This is a genomic window from Aeromonas sp. BIGb0445, assembly GCF_024809075.1.
Classification (GTDB): domain Bacteria; phylum Pseudomonadota; class Gammaproteobacteria; order Enterobacterales; family Aeromonadaceae; genus Aeromonas; species Aeromonas rivuli.
Genome location: NZ_JANUES010000004.1, coordinates 129,063 through 146,266 on the forward strand (window position 1 = coordinate 129,063; position 17,204 = coordinate 146,266).

A 17,204-nucleotide genomic window follows, 5' to 3' on the forward strand; every position below is an offset into this window, starting at 1 on the left:
GCCACCATGCTCCCTCACTCCTATTCTCGTCTCGCGATCGCCCTGACCCTCGGTATCCTGCTCGGCGGCTGTGGCCAAGCGGGGTCCGACGCCAAGACCATCGCCTCCCCCATATCAGTGCAGACCCTTACCCTGACTCCCCAGCCCCTGAGTCAGGATATCAGCCTGCCGGGACGCACCTCGGCCTCCCGGATCGCCGAGGTCCGCCCCCAGGTGTCCGGCATCATCCTCCACCGTCTGTTTGAAGAGGGGGCCAACGTCAAGGCGGGGGATCCCCTCTACCAGATAGATCCCGCCAGCTATCAAGCCGCCTTCAACAGTGCCAGTGCCCAGCTGGCCAAGAGCAAGGCCGATGCCGAGGTGGGCTACAAGACCTATGTTCGCTACCAGGCGCTCGTCAAGCGCGGCCTCATCAGCCGTGAACAGTTCGATCAGGCCGAAGCGACCTGGCAGCAGGCCAAGGCGCAGACAGGTATCGACCAGGCCAGCCTGGAACAGGCGAAGATCCAACTCGGCTATACCCAGGTACGAGCCCCCATCTCGGGGCGGATCGGCATCTCTCAAGTCACCGAGGGGGCGCTGGTCACCACCAATCAGACCAACAGCCTGGCCACCATACAGCAGCTGGATCCCATCTATCTGGACATGACCCAGGCGGTGAACACCCTGGGAGACGTGAGCGACAGCTTGCGCCCGGGGGCGGCGCCGAAAAAAGTCAGCCTGCAGACCCAGACCGGGAAATCCTATCCCCAGAGCGGCAGCCTCGCGTTTGCCGATGTGAGCGTCAATGAGTCCACCGGCAGCCTGACCCTGCGCGCCATCATCCCCAATCCCCAGCAGAGCCTGCTGCCGGGCATGTTCCTGCGTGCCACCATTGCCGATGACAAGCCCGGCACCGGATTGCTGCTGCCCCAGACCAGCGTGACCCAGTTGCCTGGTGGCAAGGGCGCCGTGCTGCTGGTCAATGCCAACAACCAGGTAGAGCCGCGCCAGGTCAGTCTGGGCGCGAGTCGGGGGGATCAGTGGGTGATAGCAGATGGCCTCAAGGCGGGAGAGAGGGTCATCGTCTCCGGCCAGGTCAAACTGCGTCCGGGCATGGCGGTCAAGGCCACGGCCGCCATGCCAGTTTCCACTCAGGCGGCGGGGTAAGTCATGTCACGTTTCTTCATCGATAGACCCGTCTTCGCCTGGGTGCTCGCCATCCTCGTCATGTTGGGCGGGGTACTTGCCATCATGGGCCTGCCCATCGCCCAATACCCGACCATAGCCCCCCCCGCCATCCAGGTGAACGCCGTCTACCCCGGGGCCTCGGCCTCGACCGTGGAAAACAGCGTGACCCAGATCCTCGAACAGAACATGAAGGGGCTCGACCACCTGCTCTATATGTCCGCCACCAGCGACTCTGCCGGCAACGTCTCCGTCACCCTCACCTTCCAGGCGGGTACGGATCCGGATATCGCCCAGGTCCAGGTGCAAAACCGCTTGCAGCAGGCCAATAGCCAGTTGCCCGCCGAGGTGCAGCAGCAGGGGATCAGCGTGCGCAAGAGCTCCTCGAGCTTTATGAGCCTCATCGCCTTCAAGTCCGACGATGGCAGCATGAACTCCCAGGACATCGCCGACTATGTCGGCTCCCATCTGCTCGATCCCATCAGCCGCCTGGAAGGGGTCGGTGACGTCACCCAGTTCGGTACCCAATACGCCATGCGCGTCTGGCTCGATCCCAGCAAGCTGACCAGTTACCAGCTCACCCCCCTGGACATCTCCAACGCCATCAAGGCCCAGAACAGCGAAGTGACCGTGGGTCAGATTGGCGGCACCCCGGCCATCCAGGGCCAGATGATCAATGCCACCATCACCGCCCGCAACCGCCTCGAAAGCCTGGCGCAGTTTCGCAACATCTTGCTCAAGGTCAACCAGGATGGCTCCCAGGTTCGCTTGAGCGATGTGGCGCGCCTCGAACTTGGCGGTGAAAGCTATGACAAGATCGCCCGTCTCGATGGGGACAACGCCTCGGCCATGGGCATCAAGCTGGCCACCGGCGCCAATGCCCTGGATACCCAGAAGGCGGTCGATGCCAAGCTGGCCACGCTCTCGCAAAGCTTCCCGCCTGGCCTCAAGATGGTGAAGGCGATGGAGACGGTGCCTTTCATCAAGATCTCCATCGAGGAGGTGATCAAGACCCTGCTCGAGGCCATAGTGCTGGTCTTCCTGGTGATGTACCTCTTCTTGCAGAACCTGCGGGCGACCCTGATCCCCACCATCGCCGTGCCCGTGGTACTGCTGGGTACCTTCGGCATCATGTCGGCCCTGGGGTTCACCATCAATACCCTGACCATGTTCGGCCTGGTGCTCGCCATCGGTCTGCTGGTCGATGACGCCATCGTGGTGGTGGAGAACGTCGAACGCATCATGCAAGAGGAGGGGCTGAGCCCCCTGGAGGCGACGCGCAAGTCCATGACCCAGATCAGCGGCGCCCTGATTGGCGTCGCCCTGGTGCTCTCGGCGGTGTTCGTGCCCATGGCCTTCATGCAAGGGTCAACCGGCGCCATTTATCGCCAGTTCTCCCTGACCATCGTCTCGGCCATGGCGCTCTCTGTGCTGACCGCGATGATTCTGACCCCGGCCCTGTGCGCCACCCTGCTCAAGGGGGATCACCAGCCTCACCAGCACGGCTTCTTCGCCTGGTTCAACCGCCGCTTCGAGTGGCTCGCCCATCGCTATGAAGGGGGCGTCAGCCGGATATTGCAGCGCTCGGGCCGCAGCCTGATCCTCTATGTGGCACTGCTGATCACCCTGGGCTGGATGTTCCATCTGCTCCCCTCCTCCTTCCTGCCGGAAGAGGATCAGGGCAACTTCATGGTGATGGTGCAGCTCCCCGCCGGCGCCAGTCAGCAGCGTACCGAGGCGGCGGTGGCCAAGGTGCAGCACTATTTCGCCACCCATGAGCAAGCGACGGTGCAAACGGTGCTCGGCATCACCGGCTTTAGCTATTCGGGCAACGCCCAGAATGCGGGCATGGCTTTTGTCTCTCTCAAACCCTGGGATCAACGCCAACAACCGGGGCAGGATGTCAACGCCATCATAGGCCGCGCCATGAAGACCTTCAGCAAGATTGACGATGCCATGGTGTTCGCCGTCAACCCGCCCTCCATCCGTGAACTGGGCCACGCCACCGGCTTTGATTTCTATCTCGAAGACAATGGCGGTCTGGGGCATGAGCGGCTGATCGCCGCCCGCAACCAGCTGCTCAAGGCCGCGAGTCAGGATCCTGCTCTGCAGAAGGTGCGACCCAGCGGCCTCAATGACAACGCCCAGTTCTTCATCGACATCGACTACGAGAAAGCGATGGCCCTGGGGCTGAACGTCGATGAGATCAACCGCACCCTCTCCATCGCCTGGGGCTCCTCCTACGTCAACCAGTTCGTCGACCATGGTCGCACCAAGAAGGTCTATCTGCAGGCGGATGCCCCCGATCGGATGTCAGCCCAGGATCTCGACAAGTGGTTCGTGCGCAACACCAAGGGGGACATGGTGCCTTTCAACGCCTTCAGCAGCACCCATTGGGGTTATGGGGCGCCGCAGCTGGCGCGCTATAACGGCAACCCTGCCGTTGAGATAGTCGGTGAAGCGGCCCCGGGGCACAGCACGGGGGAAGCCATGGCCGCCATCGAGCGGATGGCCAGCACCCTGCCCCACGGGGTCAGCATCAGCTGGACCGGCATGTCCTACCAGGAGCGCCAGGCTGGCAACCAGGCGCCCATGCTCTATGGCATCTCCATCCTGATCGTCTTCCTCTGCCTGGCGGCGCTCTATGAGAGCTGGAGCGTGCCGCTCTCGGTGATCCTGGCCGTGCCGCTCGGGGTGCTGGGCGCCGTGCTGGCCACCAGTCTGCGGGGCCTGGAGAACGACGTCTACTTCCAGGTGGGCCTGCTCACCACCATGGGGCTCACCGCCAAGAATGCCATCCTCATCGTCGAGTTCGCCAAGGAGCTGCACGAACGAGGCATGGACTTGCTCGAGGCGACCATGACCGCCTGCCGCCAGCGGCTCAGGCCCATCATCATGACCTCCCTCGCCTTCATGCTCGGGGTCTTGCCCCTGGTGCTCAGCAGTGGCGCCGGGGCCAATGCCCGTCACGCCATCGGCACCTCGGTGCTGGGCGGCATGCTCAGCGCCACCCTGCTGGCGATCTTCTTCATTCCGCTGTTCTTCTTGCTGGTGTTCAAGCTCAGCCATCGCAAGTCAACACTCTGACGCCGGGACAGCCATCACCACAAGGGGGAGCCTCAGCTCCCCCTTGTTCTCTTCATGATGTGAACGGCCAATCACCGACTGGCCTCAACGCTCGCGCACTATGTTGCGATCCTTGGGCCATTGATCCCCGAGCTCGGCATATTTTTGCTCGAGCAGATGACGACGGATCTTCATGGTCGGGGTCAGCACGCCGTTCTCGATATTCCAGGGGGCCTTGACCACCAAGATGCCCCGCAGCCTGGCATGGGATTCGAGCTTGTCGTTGACCCGCTGACGGGCGGCCTCCAGCTCGGCATCTATCTGGGCACTGTTCCCCTTCATGGCCTGCTCCGAGAGCTGCACCAGGGCGATGGGCTGCGGCATGCCATAACCGATCACGCACAGCTGCTCGATGATGGACTCCTGGCCGAGCAACCCCTCGATGGGCACAGGGGCCACATACTTGCCCTTGGCCGTCTTGAACACATCCTTCATCCGCCCCGTGATGGTGAGGTAGCCTTCGCTGTCGAGCTTGCCCATGTCTCCGGTGCGCAGCCAGCCTTCGGTATCGATGGCTTCGCTGCTGTGTTCCGGATCCTTGTAGTAGCCCAGCATCATGCCCTCGCAGCGGCAGAGGATCTCCCCCTCCGGCGAGATCTGGATGCGCACCCCGGGCCCCGCCTTGCCGACCGTGCCTATCTTGTCGGCCCGGAAGGGGTAGTTGAGGGTGGCGTAGGCATGGTTCTCCGTCATGCCCCAGGCCTCGGTGATATTGAGGCCGATGCTGTGATACCAGGCGAGCAGCGCCGGAGCCACCGGAGCCGAGCCGCAGCCCAGCACCCGTGCCTGATCCAGCCCCAGACCCTGTTGCAGCTTGCGTTTGATAAGCGTGCTGACAAAGGGGATCTTGAGCAGCAGGGCCAGCTTCTTCTGGGGCAGTTTTTCGTGGATCTTGATGCGGAACATGGCCCAGAGCCGGGGCACAGAGATAAATACGGTAGGACGGCAGCGTTTGACGTCCTCGATAAAGGTATCCAGGGATTCGGGGAAGCTTATCTCGGCGCCGCTAAACAGGCTGCCACCATAGATGTAGACCCGCTCGGTGATGTGGGCGAGCGGCAGGTAGGAGAAGCCGCGATCGGCCTCCCGCAGCCCCACGGCCTCGACCAGCTTCTCGCAAGACCAGGCGTAACGCTCGACGCTGAGCATGGCTCCCTTCGGCTTGCCGGTGCTGCCGGAGGTGTAGACCAGGCTGAGCAGATCCTCGCCCCGTTGCGGGGCCAGATCCCGGGCCGGTTCGTGGCTGGCCAGCAGGGCATCCCACTGGTGCTGGGCCGGCATGGTGTCATAGGGCATGGCGATGCGGGGAAGCTCCGCGGGCAGACCCGCTTCCTGGCTATGCCAGTCATCGAGTTTGCCGACGAATACCGCCTTGGCCTCGCTGTGGCGCAGCACATACTCAATGGTGTCTATGTTGGCGGTGGGATAGATGGGGACGCTCACATATTGCCCCATCTGCAGCGCCAGATCGGCGATGAACCACTGGGCGCAGTTCTTGGAGAGCAGGGCTATCTTGTCCCCGGGCTCGAACCCCAGGGCGCGCAGGGCTGTCACCAGACGGCGCGCCTCGTCGGCGACCCTGGCCCAGCTGAAATCTTGATACTGACGGTTGATGGTCTGACGAAGATAGACTCGATCCGGGCACTGTTGTTCCCACTGATAGAGCATCTCAAGCGGCAGCCGTTGGGCTATGGTAGAGGCGCTGGTCATGGTGCTTTCCCTGAAACAAATGAGGTAGTTTATTATTAACCTTTTGTTAACCTTCGGGAAAGCACAACCTTAAACTTGTGTTTGAAATGTGTCTGGGATCAAGCTTCTGCCTGCAGTTGCAGTCGCTTCCACATGGCCTGTACCAGGGTCTCATCCTGCTCCGACAACTCCCCCTGCAAGATGGCGTCGTTGAGGCTGCGCAGCACGTAGCTCTTCACATCCCGGATCAGCGTCTTGCCCTCCAGCTCGGCCCTGGCCACCGCCAGGGAGATATGGCCCCGCAGATAACCCCCGGCAAACAGCTCATCTTCGGTCGCCGTGGTCACCATGCTGTCTATCAGTGCCAACAATTTGTGTTCAAATTCATGAATCGTCATTTAACGCAGCCTCATTCGCCGGGATTGCCGGCAAGATAACTTGGGGTTGGAACCCTGATCCGGTTGATCGGGCTCCACAGGGCATGCCGCATCCTTGCAGTGCTATTGTGGGTTGGCCACCGGATAGATGACCTGATCCCTATATCCTGTCGTGATCCTTTGATAACCGCACAGCGCGCGATCCAGCGCCTCGTCACCGGTATCCACCAGCAGAGGGCGCCCTTCCAACGCCGCCAGTTTGCGCTTGCTCGCCACCACCAGGATGTTGTCCAGACCGACCGCCCGGATCACCTCCGGGCTGAGCTGCTGGTTGCCGCGACCAAACAGGTGCCCCTGTCCGCCTATCAGGGTAATGATCAGTCGGCAGTGGCGGCCACGAGTCCGGGTCAGGATCTCGTGAGCGCCCAGATCCTGCCCGATCAGCTGACCATTTTCCACCAGATCCACACCGAGCAGACTATTTTCCAGACCCAGCCGGTCCATGCAGGCCGCAACGGTCCCCCCCGATCCCATCAGGTAGAGGGTATCGGGCTCCATCTGCTCCATCACTTCGGCCGCTATCTCGTCGAGCACCAGCTCTTCACTCTCCCGGCCCCCCTGCTTGACCGACTGCACGTAGCGCAGATCGTTCGGAACCTTGAGCTGACCATAATGGCGGGCTCGCACCCGCCCCTCGCGAAAGGCGACCTCGTCGATGTCCATCACCTCCCCCTCCATCAGGCTGAGCAGCTCACCTGCGATCATCCGGGCCACAACCCGGCCGCTCGCCTGAGGGGTCACGCCATAGACCCCAGAGTGAATTTTGCAGCCAGCCGGGATACCGAGCACGTGCAGCTGCTCTCCCACCTCGGCGCAGATATCCCGGGCCGTGCCATCACCGCCAGCAAACAGCAGCAGATCGACGCCAGCGTGCATCATCAAACGTGCCGCGGCTCTGGTGTCTTCCGGTGTCGTCTGGAGCGAAACGGGGTCATAGATCACCCTATGGGGCAGGCCAAGCTCATCCGCCAGGCGCCCTCCCATCTCACCGGCCACCGTCACTATCTCAAAAGAGTGAGCCAACCCAATCAACGGTTGCAGCGCCTGGCGGGTACGCTCATTGGCCCTGGGCACGGCACCCCGGGCCAGTGCCTCGCCCAGCATGCCGTCACTGCCCTTGAGGGCGACCTGACCACCTATGCCGGCCACGGGATTCACTATCAGACCTAACCGAAACATGTTCTTCCTCTCAGGGCCAAGGGTTGGGATCACGCGATGGCACCATGGTACAACGTGATAAGCACTGTTAGAATGCACCGCTTTTTTATTCACTCACAAGGCTAGTTACATCATGTTTGAATGGATGCTTGACCCCACCGCCTGGGTTGCCCTTGCGACCCTGACACTGCTCGAGATCGTACTGGGCATAGATAACATCATTTTCATCTCTATCCTGGTCGGACGTCTGCCTGAAGCGCAGCGTCAGCGCGCCCGAGTGATTGGCCTTGGCCTCGCCATGGGTACCCGCATCCTGCTGCTGCTCTCTCTCGCCTGGGTGATGCGCCTGACCGATCCGATGTTCAGCATCTTGGACGAGGCGATCTCCGGCCGTGATCTGATCCTGCTCATTGGTGGCCTCTTCCTCATTGCCAAGAGCGTGCATGAGATCCATGTCTCCCTGGAGGGGGCGGCCGAAGCAAGTACCGCCCAGACAGTGGGGGCCAGCTTCGTCAGCATACTGATACAGATCGCTATCCTGGACATCGTCTTCAGTCTGGATTCTGTCATTACCGCCGTCGGCATGGCCGACCATGTTCCCGTCATGGTCTTGGCCATCATGATCGCAGTCGGGGTCATGATGTTTGCAGCAAAATCCATCGGTGACTTCGTCGATGAGCATCCAACCATCAAGATGCTGGCCCTTGCCTTCCTGATCCTGGTCGGGGTCGCCCTGATGGCAGAAGGTCTGGATCTGCATATTCCCAAGGGTTATATCTACTTTGCCATGGCCTTCTCCCTCGTCGTGGAGATGATCAATATCCGTCTGCGCAGGCACAACTCCAGGCCGGATTGAGAGCCATTCATCCAACAAATGAGGGCGCTGTGGCGCCCTTCTTATTGTCTGCCAAAACGTCCTGTTATTGGTTGGGCACTATGATGGATACCCGACGATTCTGGGCCCTGCCTTCACGGGTCTTGTTGTCGGCGATGGGTTCAACCTCGCCTCGCCCCTGAATGATCAGGTTGGCCGGGACCATGCCGGCCAAGACCATGACATCGGCCACCGACTGGGCACGGGTCAGAGAGAGCCGCTGGTTATAATCGGCCGGGCCGTTGGTGTCGGTATGACCTTCGATCCGCACCCGGTTCAAACCGACCAGTCGCAAATTGTCGGCCAATGTACGCACAGCCCCTTGCGTCTGCTCGCTGAGTCGGCCCACATCGTTGGCAAACAATACCCGATTGGAGAGGTCCAGGGTCCAGCCCTCTTCGGTCAATCGAAACCCCTGCTCCTTGAGCATGGCGAGCTGTTCGGCGCTCAGGCCCGTCTGGGTGGCGCAGCCACCAAGCAGCGTCAGCAGCAGCCCGGTCAGGGCGACGCGAATAACCATCTTCATTACCTACTTTCCTCTTTGGGTGTGTGAACCTCTGACTCCCTGGCCCGCTGCGCCTTGCCTTGCCGCTTGGCAAGATACATGGCGTGATCGGCGTGCTGCAACAGGGCCTCGGCGCTGTCGCCATCGGTGGGGAAATGGGCAGCCCCTATGCTGAGGGTGCAATCGAGCCGACTGTCATCGGCCAGGGCAATGGGTTCGGCCATGGCCTTGCCGATGCGATTGATGATATCGACCACATCCCGATCGGCCGAGATGGGGCTGAGCAGTACCACGAACTCATCGCCCCCCAGGCGCGCCACCAAGTCCTGTGGCCTGAGCTGATGCTGGACACGCCGAGCGATGGCCACCAGCACCTCATCCCCAGTGCCATGGCCCAGGTTGTCGTTGATCTGCTTGAAGTTGTCACAATCGAGGTAGAGCAGGGAGAAGCGCTCGGCGCGGGCCCGGCCATTGTTCACCGCCTGTTGCAGGCGAGCTTCAAACAGCGCCCGATTGGGCAATTCGGTGAGGTTGTCGTGGGTGGCCAGGTGCAGCAGGCTGGCATTTTCGCGCTCTTGATGGGCCTGCCAGGCCTCGAGTTCATCGAGCAGCGAATTGAAATCCTGGCCCAGGGTATCTAGTTCGGTGATGCTCGCTTCGGGCACCCGCAGTTTCAGGGAACGCTCGCGGCTGACCCCATGGGCCACCTGTGCCAGGGATCTCAGCGGTGTGGTGATGGAGCGTTGCATCAGGCGGGCAATATAGAGCGCCCCCAGGGTACTGAGCAGCATGCAGACCAGCATGGCCGCCAGCACCTGTACCAGGAAGCTGAGCAGATACTGGCCATGACCAACCAGCTTGATACGGGCAACCTCGTGGCCATTGTGGATCATGGGCAGTTCGATGGGCCCGGGCAGCACCAATTCGGCCAACTGCCGCTCCAGGGCGAACCAGGGCAAGGAGGCGGGTCTGGACCAATAGGCCAGCAACTTCCCCGAGGCGAGCACTATGCTCACCTCGGCCACATCCTCATGGGAGGCAATATTTTGCAGCGCCTCCCGGGCCGCCTCCCCATCCTGAAACACCACAGCGGCCTCCGTGGTATAGCCGATGGCGCGCGCCACCAGGTCAAGATTGTGATCCGTGTAAAAACGCAGAGAGAGCATGGCCATGGCGGTGAGCAAGCCCCCCACCAGACAGACCGCCGTCAGGGAGACCATCAGATGGGTGCGATCCAGGCTCTGCCGCAGGGTCAGCCGTTTTTTGCCAAGGCGGATGAAGGAGATCATGGTCGCGCCTCGTCAGCCCGGCCCAGCTTGAGCACGGCGGGATGCACCTTGACCCCGCTCAGGGCCAGGGCATCGAGATTGACGTTGAAGCGCACCCGCTCATCCCCCACCTGCAGGCAGAAGACACTGCTGGTGCTGCAGGGGCCATCCTTCTCACTGATGCTGAGTACGGCATGGCCTTGCAAATGGGCAAACAGCGCCAGCCGTTCTGCCTCGGTGACATCCCCCAGATAGATCACATCGCAATGCCCCGGGATCAGGGGATCGCCAACACTGTAGCGGCTGACCGTGACCCGGCGGCCATTGGCTTGCTGGCGGAGATGAAAGAGGCTATCGGCATACTCGGTCGGCCCCAGCACACAGAGTCGCAATGCCGGGGGTTCCACAGGCCAGCGGGTATAACTGAGAATATCGAGCACCGTCTGGCGCACGTGTTCCACGCGCAACTCGGCCTGGGTGCCAGAACGGCCAGGGGTCTGGATATCGGCCAGAGCCAGGGAGCTTGCCAGCAGGAAGAGACCGGCAAACAGATGAAGCAGATACGATAAGTGCATAGGTTTGATCATAGAGATAGCCGAACAGATCCTAACATGTCCCTGAACCACAGGGTTAGCCCGACAGTGCAGTGCCACGGCGCTTCCTGTCAACCGCCAGCGCCAGCATAACGCCGTTATCCACAGCGCTGGCCTCCAAGGCCATGATAGATCAAGACAGGTTATGGCCTTTTTCCATAGAAAAAGAGGCCAAACGGCCCCTTTGCATCGGCTGAAGAGCGGGTCTGTTACTTCTTGCCGATGCCATATTCCCGCAGCTTGTTGGCGATGGCGGTGTGAGAGACCCCGAGGCGCTTGGCGAGCTGGCGGGTCGAGGGGAAGGCCGGGTAGAGACGCGCCAGCAAGCGGCTCTCGAAGCGCTTGACCGCCTCGTCCAGTGCCCCTTCGAACCACTCGTCGATGAGCGGCATGGCATCGGGGGCGACCGGCAGGTCTATCTGTTCGGGGCCAATCTCGTCCCCTTCCAGCAGCGTCATGGCGCGGTAGAGGCAGTTGCGCAGCTGACGCACGTTGCCCGGCCAGCGGTAGGCGGTCAGGTATTCGGCCATGTTACGGGTGAAGCGTGGGCGCGGGCGCTGCAACTCGCTGGCGAAACGGGCGACGAACTGCTGGGCCAGGGCCATGATATCCGCCTTGCGCTCGCGCAGGGGGGGCAGCGCCAGACTCAGCACGTTGAGACGGTAGTAGAGATCTTCGCGAAACTTGCCCTCGGCCACCAGATCCAGCAACTGCTTCTGGGTGGTGCAGATGAAGCGCACATTGACCTTCACCTCCTGCTCGTCGCCGACCCGGCGAAACACCCCGTCTTGCAGCACGCGCAGGAACTTGGTCTGCAGGTGCGCGGACATGTCCCCTATCTCATCGAGCATCAGGGTGCCGCCGCTGGCAAGCTCGAGTACACCGCGCTTGCCCTCGGTGTTATTGCCAAAGGCGCCGGGGGCATAGCCAAACAGCTCGCTCTCGGCCACGTTGTCGGGCATGGCGGCGCAGTTGAGGGCCATAAAGGGGTGGCTGGAGCGCAGGCTGGCCCCATGACAGGCGCGGGCCAGCAGCTCCTTGCCGGTGCCGGTTTCGCCGACGATGAGCAAGGGAGCATCCTGCATCGCCAACTTGCTGGCCTCGGTCAGAACCTGTCTCATCTTGGGGCTCTCTGCCTGCAGATGCTCGAAACCACCCACCTCGATGGCATGCAGGGCGCTGAAATGCAGACCGACCCGGCGGGCAGACTTGAGCACCACCACGGCGCCCGCCAGGGCTTGCTTGCCCTTCTCTTCGGCCACGAACAGCGGCATCAGATCCGCCAGGTACTCCTCACCGCCCAGGCTCAGCTTGCAGGTCTGCGGCTTGATGTCGCTCGACTCGAGCCAACGGGTGAAGGCGAAGCCCTTGATCAGGGAGCCAAGGGCTACCCCCTTGACCTCCTCCTGTGGCAGGTTGAGGGTGGTCAGGGCCGACTGGTTGACCTGGGTGATGCGACCGCGACTGTCGAGGGAGAACACCAGATCCGGCAGCGCCTTGAGCAGGGCGCGGATCTCGTGATGCTCCCGCTCGGAGGGCAGGTAGGGGATGGTCTTGACGTCATGTACCCCGGGGATGCGGCGGATCTCGGGCATCAGGTGCTGGAAGTCGCGAAACTCCAGCTCGGGGAAATTGAGGTAGATGATGCCTGTGGTATCGATTTCGATGCCGCGCAGATCGATATTGTGCTCCACCAGACGATCGAGCAATTCCCGGGTCAGACCCAGGCGGTCTTCACAGCTGACTTCAAGACGCATTCGAGGCAGGCTTCCTGGCTAACTTCATGATGGGCGTGATAATAACGTCTCCCCCCCGCCAGTGCGAGACTTGCCCGGTAAAAATGAGGGCCCGCCCCGGTTTGCACCGGGCAGGCCCACGACGCCGTCACTGCCGTCCCCCTAGAGAGGGCTGGCGTGCACTATTTGAACAAGCTGTCGGTGCGCGCCGCCATGATGAAGTCATTGCGGTGCAGGCCGTGGATCTTGTGGGTCCACCAGGTCACCGTCACCTTGCCCCACTCGGTCAGGATCCCCGGGTGATGAAACTCCGCCTCGGCCAGTTCGCCGAGCCGGTTGGTGAAGGCGAGCGCCTCCTTGAAGTTGCGAAAGGTGAATTCACGGCGCAGTTGCAGTGCGCCCTGTTCACTCACCGGCTGCCAGTCGGGAAGGGCGCGCATCAGCTCGGCCAATTCATGCTCGCTCACCCTGGGGGCATCGGCCCGGCAGGCCTCACAACGCTGGGTTGCCAGTTCAGACATGTTTTTCTCCTTCTCTAACGACAGCGGGATGTCAGGCACCATGCCTGGATGATCGGGTTCAACGTGCGGCCTGGATCTGCCTGGGGGGATAGAGGGGCTCGAACAGCCCCAGCTCCTTGGCCCTGGTCAATTGCGCCAGTATCTCCTCCCGGGTCAGGGTATAGAGGCTGTCCAGGCTCGGCAGTACATAATAGAGGGGCTGCATGATGTCGATGCGATAGGGGGTGCGCAGCACATCTTGCAGCGCGAAAGGGGCGCGGCGCGGCGTGTCGGACAGGGCATAGGCGGTCTCGCCGATGGAGGAGAGGATGCCGCCGCCATAGATACGCAACCCCTGCTCGGTTTGCAGCAAACCAAACTCCACGGTGAACCAGTAGAGCCGGGCCAGGAAGACCCTCTCCTCCTTGCTGGCACTGAGCCCCAGCTGGCCATAGGTGTGGGTGAAATCGGCGAAGGCCGGATTGGTCAACATGGCGCAGTGGCCGAAGATCTCGTGGAAGATGTCCGGCTCTTGCAGATAATCGAGCTCATCACGGCGGCGGATGAAGGTGGCCACCGGGAACTGGCGATGGGCGAGCAATTCGAAGAAACGGTCGAAGGAGATGAGCGCCGGCACCGCCACCACCGACCAGCCGGTGCAGGGCGCGAGCACGGCATTGATCTCCCCCAGCTGAGGAATGCGATCCCGGGGCAGCTCGAGCAGATCCAGCCCGGCCTGATACTCGGCGCAGGCCCGCCCGGCCAGACAAGGCAACTGACGCTCGATCAATATCTGCCAGGTAGCATGTTCATCGTCGCTGTAGTCGATGAATCCCTGGCTATCGGCTTGGCGGGCACTGTAGTGATTTCCCATGCTGGCATCCTGCGACATCGGTGGCGATAGCGAGTCGGTCGCCATGTCCGTGAGCCACTCCCATTGGCTCAGAAGAGGTTATCTTGCCCCACCACTGACAGCAGGGCCTGATGGGATCACTGTAACGATTTCTCCCCTAAAAAAGCAGCCGACCCAGGGTCGGCTGCTCATTGATGAATGTAAAGAAAATGTGACAAGCGGGCTCATCCCCCGACTACCCCTTGCTCAGGTAGCCCGCTATCTTGCGCACCAGCCCCTTGCGCATCTCGGAGAGTCTGGGCTTCTCGTCCGCGCACCAGGGCAGCGGGCGGCACGCCTCTATGGTGCGCAGGCCAAGCCGGGCAGTGAGCAGACCGGCCCCCACCCCTTGCGCCGCCCGGGCCGAGAGCTTGGCGGTCAATTCCGCCCCCAGCAGATCCATGCCCACCTCGGTCACCAGCTCGGTCGCGCCGGCATAGAGCATGTTGCGAAATACCTGACGGATCAGGTGAATGCGGCTCCAGTAGCCGAGCTCGATGGCATAGACATCGGCGATATCTTCAATCATGCGCAGGTTGCGCCACAGCATCAGCATCATGTCGACGGCGGCGAGGGGGCTCAATGCCACCAGCACGGCCGCCTCCCCCGACCACTTGGCCACCCGGGCCTGGGCTAGCTTGTCGCGCTCGGTCAGCACCAGCTGGCTGTAGAGGGTCAGCACCTCGCGATCGCTGTGGCTCTCGTCGAGCTGGGCGAGCCAGTGCTGATAGCCCTCCCGCCCCTTGTCGCCACTTTTTACCGCCAGCCCTTCGCAAAAGGCTTGCCCCTGCCCCACCCCCTGATGGGCCAGCAGATCCTCGGCCTTGGAGCGTACATCCTGGCGCCGCTTGAGTTTGCGCAGCCGCAGCCACTCGCGCCCGACCACGGTCGCGGTGCCGACCAGCACCAGGCCGGAGGCGACAAGCCAGGCTCCGCCCCAGAATGGCGAGGCGAGGAAGCTCTCATAGAGAAAGCCGACAAACTGCCCCAGGGAGAGCAGACCGACCGCCCCCAGGCCCCAGGCCAGCAATCGGTGCCGGCGTCGGGGGCGCACCGTCAAGGCGGGTTCAACCTCGGTCAGTTCATCCAGGGCTTCCAGGCGCTCGAAGCTCTCATCCTCCAGCACCTGAGCCTTGGCAAGGGGGGCGGGCTCCGGGGGAGTGAGCGGCTCTTCCAGCACGACTCTGCCCTGCAACCTGGGCTCCTGTTTTAGCTCATTCATGCCGCTCTCCTCTCTCCCAACCTCTGAGCTGGGAGCTATTCAATGGATCCCTAGACCCGGGATCACAGCACTGTGTGTCCCGAGCCGGGCCAATTTATTCCAACCGCTCCCCAGCAGACATGCCGGGGAGCATAGAGACATATCATGCAAGGCCATGGCGTTCTGCCCTGATGGACCCCAATGGCCGCTATTCCAGCTTGTCGCCCAGCAAGAACTCCAGGGCGGCATCGAGGCGAATATGGGGCATCGCCTGATGGGGGCTCATGGGCAGAGGACGGAAGGCCTGGAAGTCGAATTGCTGACCCTGCCACCAGGCGGCAGACGGGATCTGGGCCGGCACTTCCCCCGGGAATATCAGCAGTGGCTCACCGGCGAGACTGGTGCCCTTGATGGCAGGAAACTCGCGCCCGCCCGCCATGCCCTTGCCCGCGTCGGTCGCCTTGATGGAGGCCAGCGCCAGACACTCGGTCGCGATGCCTTCGAAGCGCGCCTGACCCCGTCCGCTCTGCACCAGATGCTGCAGCAAGGAGACCAGGGGAGCATGTTGATCCGGGGTGACGTGATCGGCCTTGCTCGCCACAAACAGCAGCTTGTCGATGCGCGGCGCAAACAAGCGGCGCCACCAGCTGCTCTTGCCATAGGCAAAGCTCTCCATGATGCGGGCGATGGATTGCTGCATGTCGCCGAAGCTCTCGGCCCCGGCGTTGAGGGGTTGCAGACAATCCACCAGCACTATCTGACGATCGAAACCGGCGAAATGTTGCTCGTAGAAGCCTTGCACCAGATGCTGCTTGTACTGCTCGAAGCGCCGCTTGAGGGTGAGATACAGGCTCTCTTCCCCCAGGGTTCCCGCGGGGCTCTCCCAGACCCAGGGCACGAACTGCAACATGGGGGCCCCCTGATATTCCCCCGGCAGCACGAAACGACCGGGCTGAATGAGGTGCAGCCCCAGCTCGCGCTTGCAGGCATGCAGATAGTCGGTGTAACGCTCGGCGAGACGCGCCACCTCCCCCTCATCAAATGTTTGCTCCGCTCGCCAAGGCTGACCCTGCTCGGTCAGCTGCCAGGACGCGGCCAGGGCTTGCAAGGCGGGGCGTTTGAGCTGCTCGCGCACCTGCTCGCTCCACTGCTCGTAGCTCAGCTCAAGCAGCGGCAGGTCCAGCAACCACTCCCCCGGGTAATCCACCAAGTCCAGATAGAGGGTCGATACCTCCCCCAAGTGGCGACGCAGAGGGTGGCGGGTGCGATAACGCAGCTCGAGGCGAACCTCGGCCACGCCACGGGTCGCCTCAGGCCAGGCGGGGGGATGGGCGAAGAGGCTGCCCAGCCCCCGCTCATAGGGAAAGGTGGGAATGTGCAGATTCTGCTGAGGCACGCGGCGCGCGCCCAGCAGACGCCCCTGACGGGCGGCATCCCAGAGGGGCAGGCGGCCATCGATGGCAGCATGCTCGAGCTGATGGACCAGGGCGGTGATGAAGGCGGTCTTGCCGCTGCGCGACAAGCCGGTCACCGCCAGACGCAGGTGCCTGTCACGCACCCGATTCACCGCGTCCTCGGCCTTGTGCTGCAAGGCCGAGAGCTTTCTCTCTAGAGTGCGTATCAAAGTTTGTTGAATTCTCGCTGCAGGGTGAACTCCTTGGAGGTCACCAGTTTCTCGATCTGCTGCACCCTGGGCTCCAGGGCGGCCAGCTCGCGGCTCACCTTGTCCAGGGCCTGCAGCGGCGTCATGCCCGCCTGCCAGCTATGGGCCTTCATCCGGCTCTCCGCAGGAGTCGGCGAGTCGGGCGTCAGCAACACCGGCTTCTTGTCGAGCAGGAACCAGGCCGCGATATAGGCGGTGAAGGTGATGAAACCGGCGAAGATGAGGCCACTGATGGCCAGCAATCGCACTATCCAGGTCTCGACCCCAAAGTACTCGGCGAGACCGGCACAGATACCGGCGATACGCCCCTTCTGGGGATCGCGGTAGAGATTGCGGCGGCTCTCTTGTCCAAAGGATTCACTCATACCTTGTTCCTCCAGCCAGGTACCTCGGCG

Annotated in this window: 15 protein-coding genes; 3 read left to right on the plus strand and 12 right to left on the minus strand. The window is 62.2% G+C overall.

Annotated features, from left to right (window positions below):
- Nucleotides 1-6: 6 nt before the first annotated feature.
- A complete protein-coding gene (locus M2367_RS10515; RefSeq protein ID WP_259236658.1) occupies nucleotides 7-1,149 on the plus strand; it encodes an efflux RND transporter periplasmic adaptor subunit in 1,143 nt (380 codons plus the stop codon).
- A 3-nt stretch (nucleotides 1,150-1,152) separates the two neighbouring features.
- Nucleotides 1,153-4,254 carry an efflux RND transporter permease subunit gene (locus tag M2367_RS10520; RefSeq protein ID WP_224432751.1) on the plus strand — a complete coding sequence of 1,034 codons (3,102 nt, stop codon included), beginning with the start codon at nucleotides 1,153-1,155 and terminating at the stop codon, nucleotides 4,252-4,254.
- An 84-nt stretch (nucleotides 4,255-4,338) separates the two neighbouring features.
- Here M2367_RS10520 and M2367_RS10525 read toward each other — a convergent pair whose 3' ends face one another.
- The 3 genes from M2367_RS10525 to M2367_RS10535 form a co-directional block, all read right to left on the minus strand.
- Complete coding sequence (locus tag M2367_RS10525; RefSeq protein ID WP_259236659.1) at nucleotides 4,339-6,003, minus strand: AMP-binding protein; 1,665 nt, start codon at nucleotides 6,001-6,003, stop codon at nucleotides 4,339-4,341.
- Nucleotides 6,004-6,101: 98 nt separating this feature from the next.
- Entirely contained in the window at nucleotides 6,102-6,380 is a 279-nt protein-coding gene (locus M2367_RS10530) for a YfcL family protein (protein ID WP_042042874.1), read from the minus strand.
- Between the two features lie 102 nt (nucleotides 6,381-6,482).
- On the minus strand, nucleotides 6,483-7,598 hold the full coding sequence (locus M2367_RS10535; RefSeq protein WP_224432750.1) for an ATP-NAD kinase family protein: 1,116 nt from the start codon (nucleotides 7,596-7,598) through the stop codon (nucleotides 6,483-6,485).
- Between the two features lie 112 nt (nucleotides 7,599-7,710).
- Between M2367_RS10535 and M2367_RS10540 the strand changes: the two genes are divergently transcribed.
- Entirely contained in the window at nucleotides 7,711-8,433 is a 723-nt protein-coding gene (locus tag M2367_RS10540; RefSeq protein ID WP_259236660.1) for a TerC family protein, read from the plus strand.
- A 64-nt stretch (nucleotides 8,434-8,497) separates the two neighbouring features.
- Here the strand turns inward: M2367_RS10540 and M2367_RS10545 are convergent, their stop codons facing one another.
- The 9 genes from M2367_RS10545 to pspC form a co-directional block, all read right to left on the minus strand.
- The gene (locus M2367_RS10545) at nucleotides 8,498-8,977 is read right to left on the minus strand and encodes an OmpA family protein (protein ID WP_259236661.1); all 480 of its coding nucleotides are present in this window, start codon (nucleotides 8,975-8,977) and stop codon (nucleotides 8,498-8,500) included.
- Nucleotides 8,977-10,245, minus strand: a complete 1,269-nt coding sequence (locus M2367_RS10550; protein WP_259236662.1) for a diguanylate cyclase domain-containing protein — start codon at nucleotides 10,243-10,245, stop codon at nucleotides 8,977-8,979. The genes M2367_RS10545 and M2367_RS10550 overlap by 1 nt, the downstream gene beginning before the upstream one ends.
- Entirely contained in the window at nucleotides 10,242-10,799 is a 558-nt protein-coding gene (locus tag M2367_RS10555) for a YfiR family protein (RefSeq protein WP_259236663.1), read from the minus strand. Before M2367_RS10555 ends, M2367_RS10550 begins: the two co-directional genes overlap by 4 nt.
- 227 nt (nucleotides 10,800-11,026) lie before the next feature.
- Entirely contained in the window at nucleotides 11,027-12,574 is a 1,548-nt protein-coding gene (tyrR, locus tag M2367_RS10560; protein ID WP_042042879.1) for a transcriptional regulator TyrR, read from the minus strand.
- 161 nt (nucleotides 12,575-12,735) lie between these two features.
- Entirely contained in the window at nucleotides 12,736-13,074 is a 339-nt protein-coding gene (locus M2367_RS10565; RefSeq protein ID WP_042042880.1) for a 4a-hydroxytetrahydrobiopterin dehydratase, read from the minus strand.
- A gap of 58 nt (nucleotides 13,075-13,132) precedes the next feature.
- Nucleotides 13,133-13,927, minus strand: a complete 795-nt coding sequence (gene phhA / locus M2367_RS10570) for a phenylalanine 4-monooxygenase (protein WP_259236664.1) — start codon at nucleotides 13,925-13,927, stop codon at nucleotides 13,133-13,135.
- A 214-nt stretch (nucleotides 13,928-14,141) separates the two neighbouring features.
- On the minus strand, nucleotides 14,142-15,167 hold the full coding sequence (locus M2367_RS10575; RefSeq protein WP_042042882.1) for a YcjF family protein: 1,026 nt from the start codon (nucleotides 15,165-15,167) through the stop codon (nucleotides 14,142-14,144).
- Between the two features lie 187 nt (nucleotides 15,168-15,354).
- Nucleotides 15,355-16,770 (minus strand): YcjX family protein, encoded by a 1,416-nt coding sequence (locus M2367_RS10580; RefSeq protein ID WP_259236665.1) that lies wholly within the window; start codon nucleotides 16,768-16,770, stop codon nucleotides 15,355-15,357.
- Nucleotides 16,767-17,174 carry an envelope stress response membrane protein PspC gene (gene pspC / locus M2367_RS10585; protein WP_224432743.1) on the minus strand — a complete coding sequence of 136 codons (408 nt, stop codon included), beginning with the start codon at nucleotides 17,172-17,174 and terminating at the stop codon, nucleotides 16,767-16,769. The genes M2367_RS10580 and pspC overlap by 4 nt, the downstream gene beginning before the upstream one ends.
- Nucleotides 17,175-17,204: the final 30 nt, after the last annotated feature.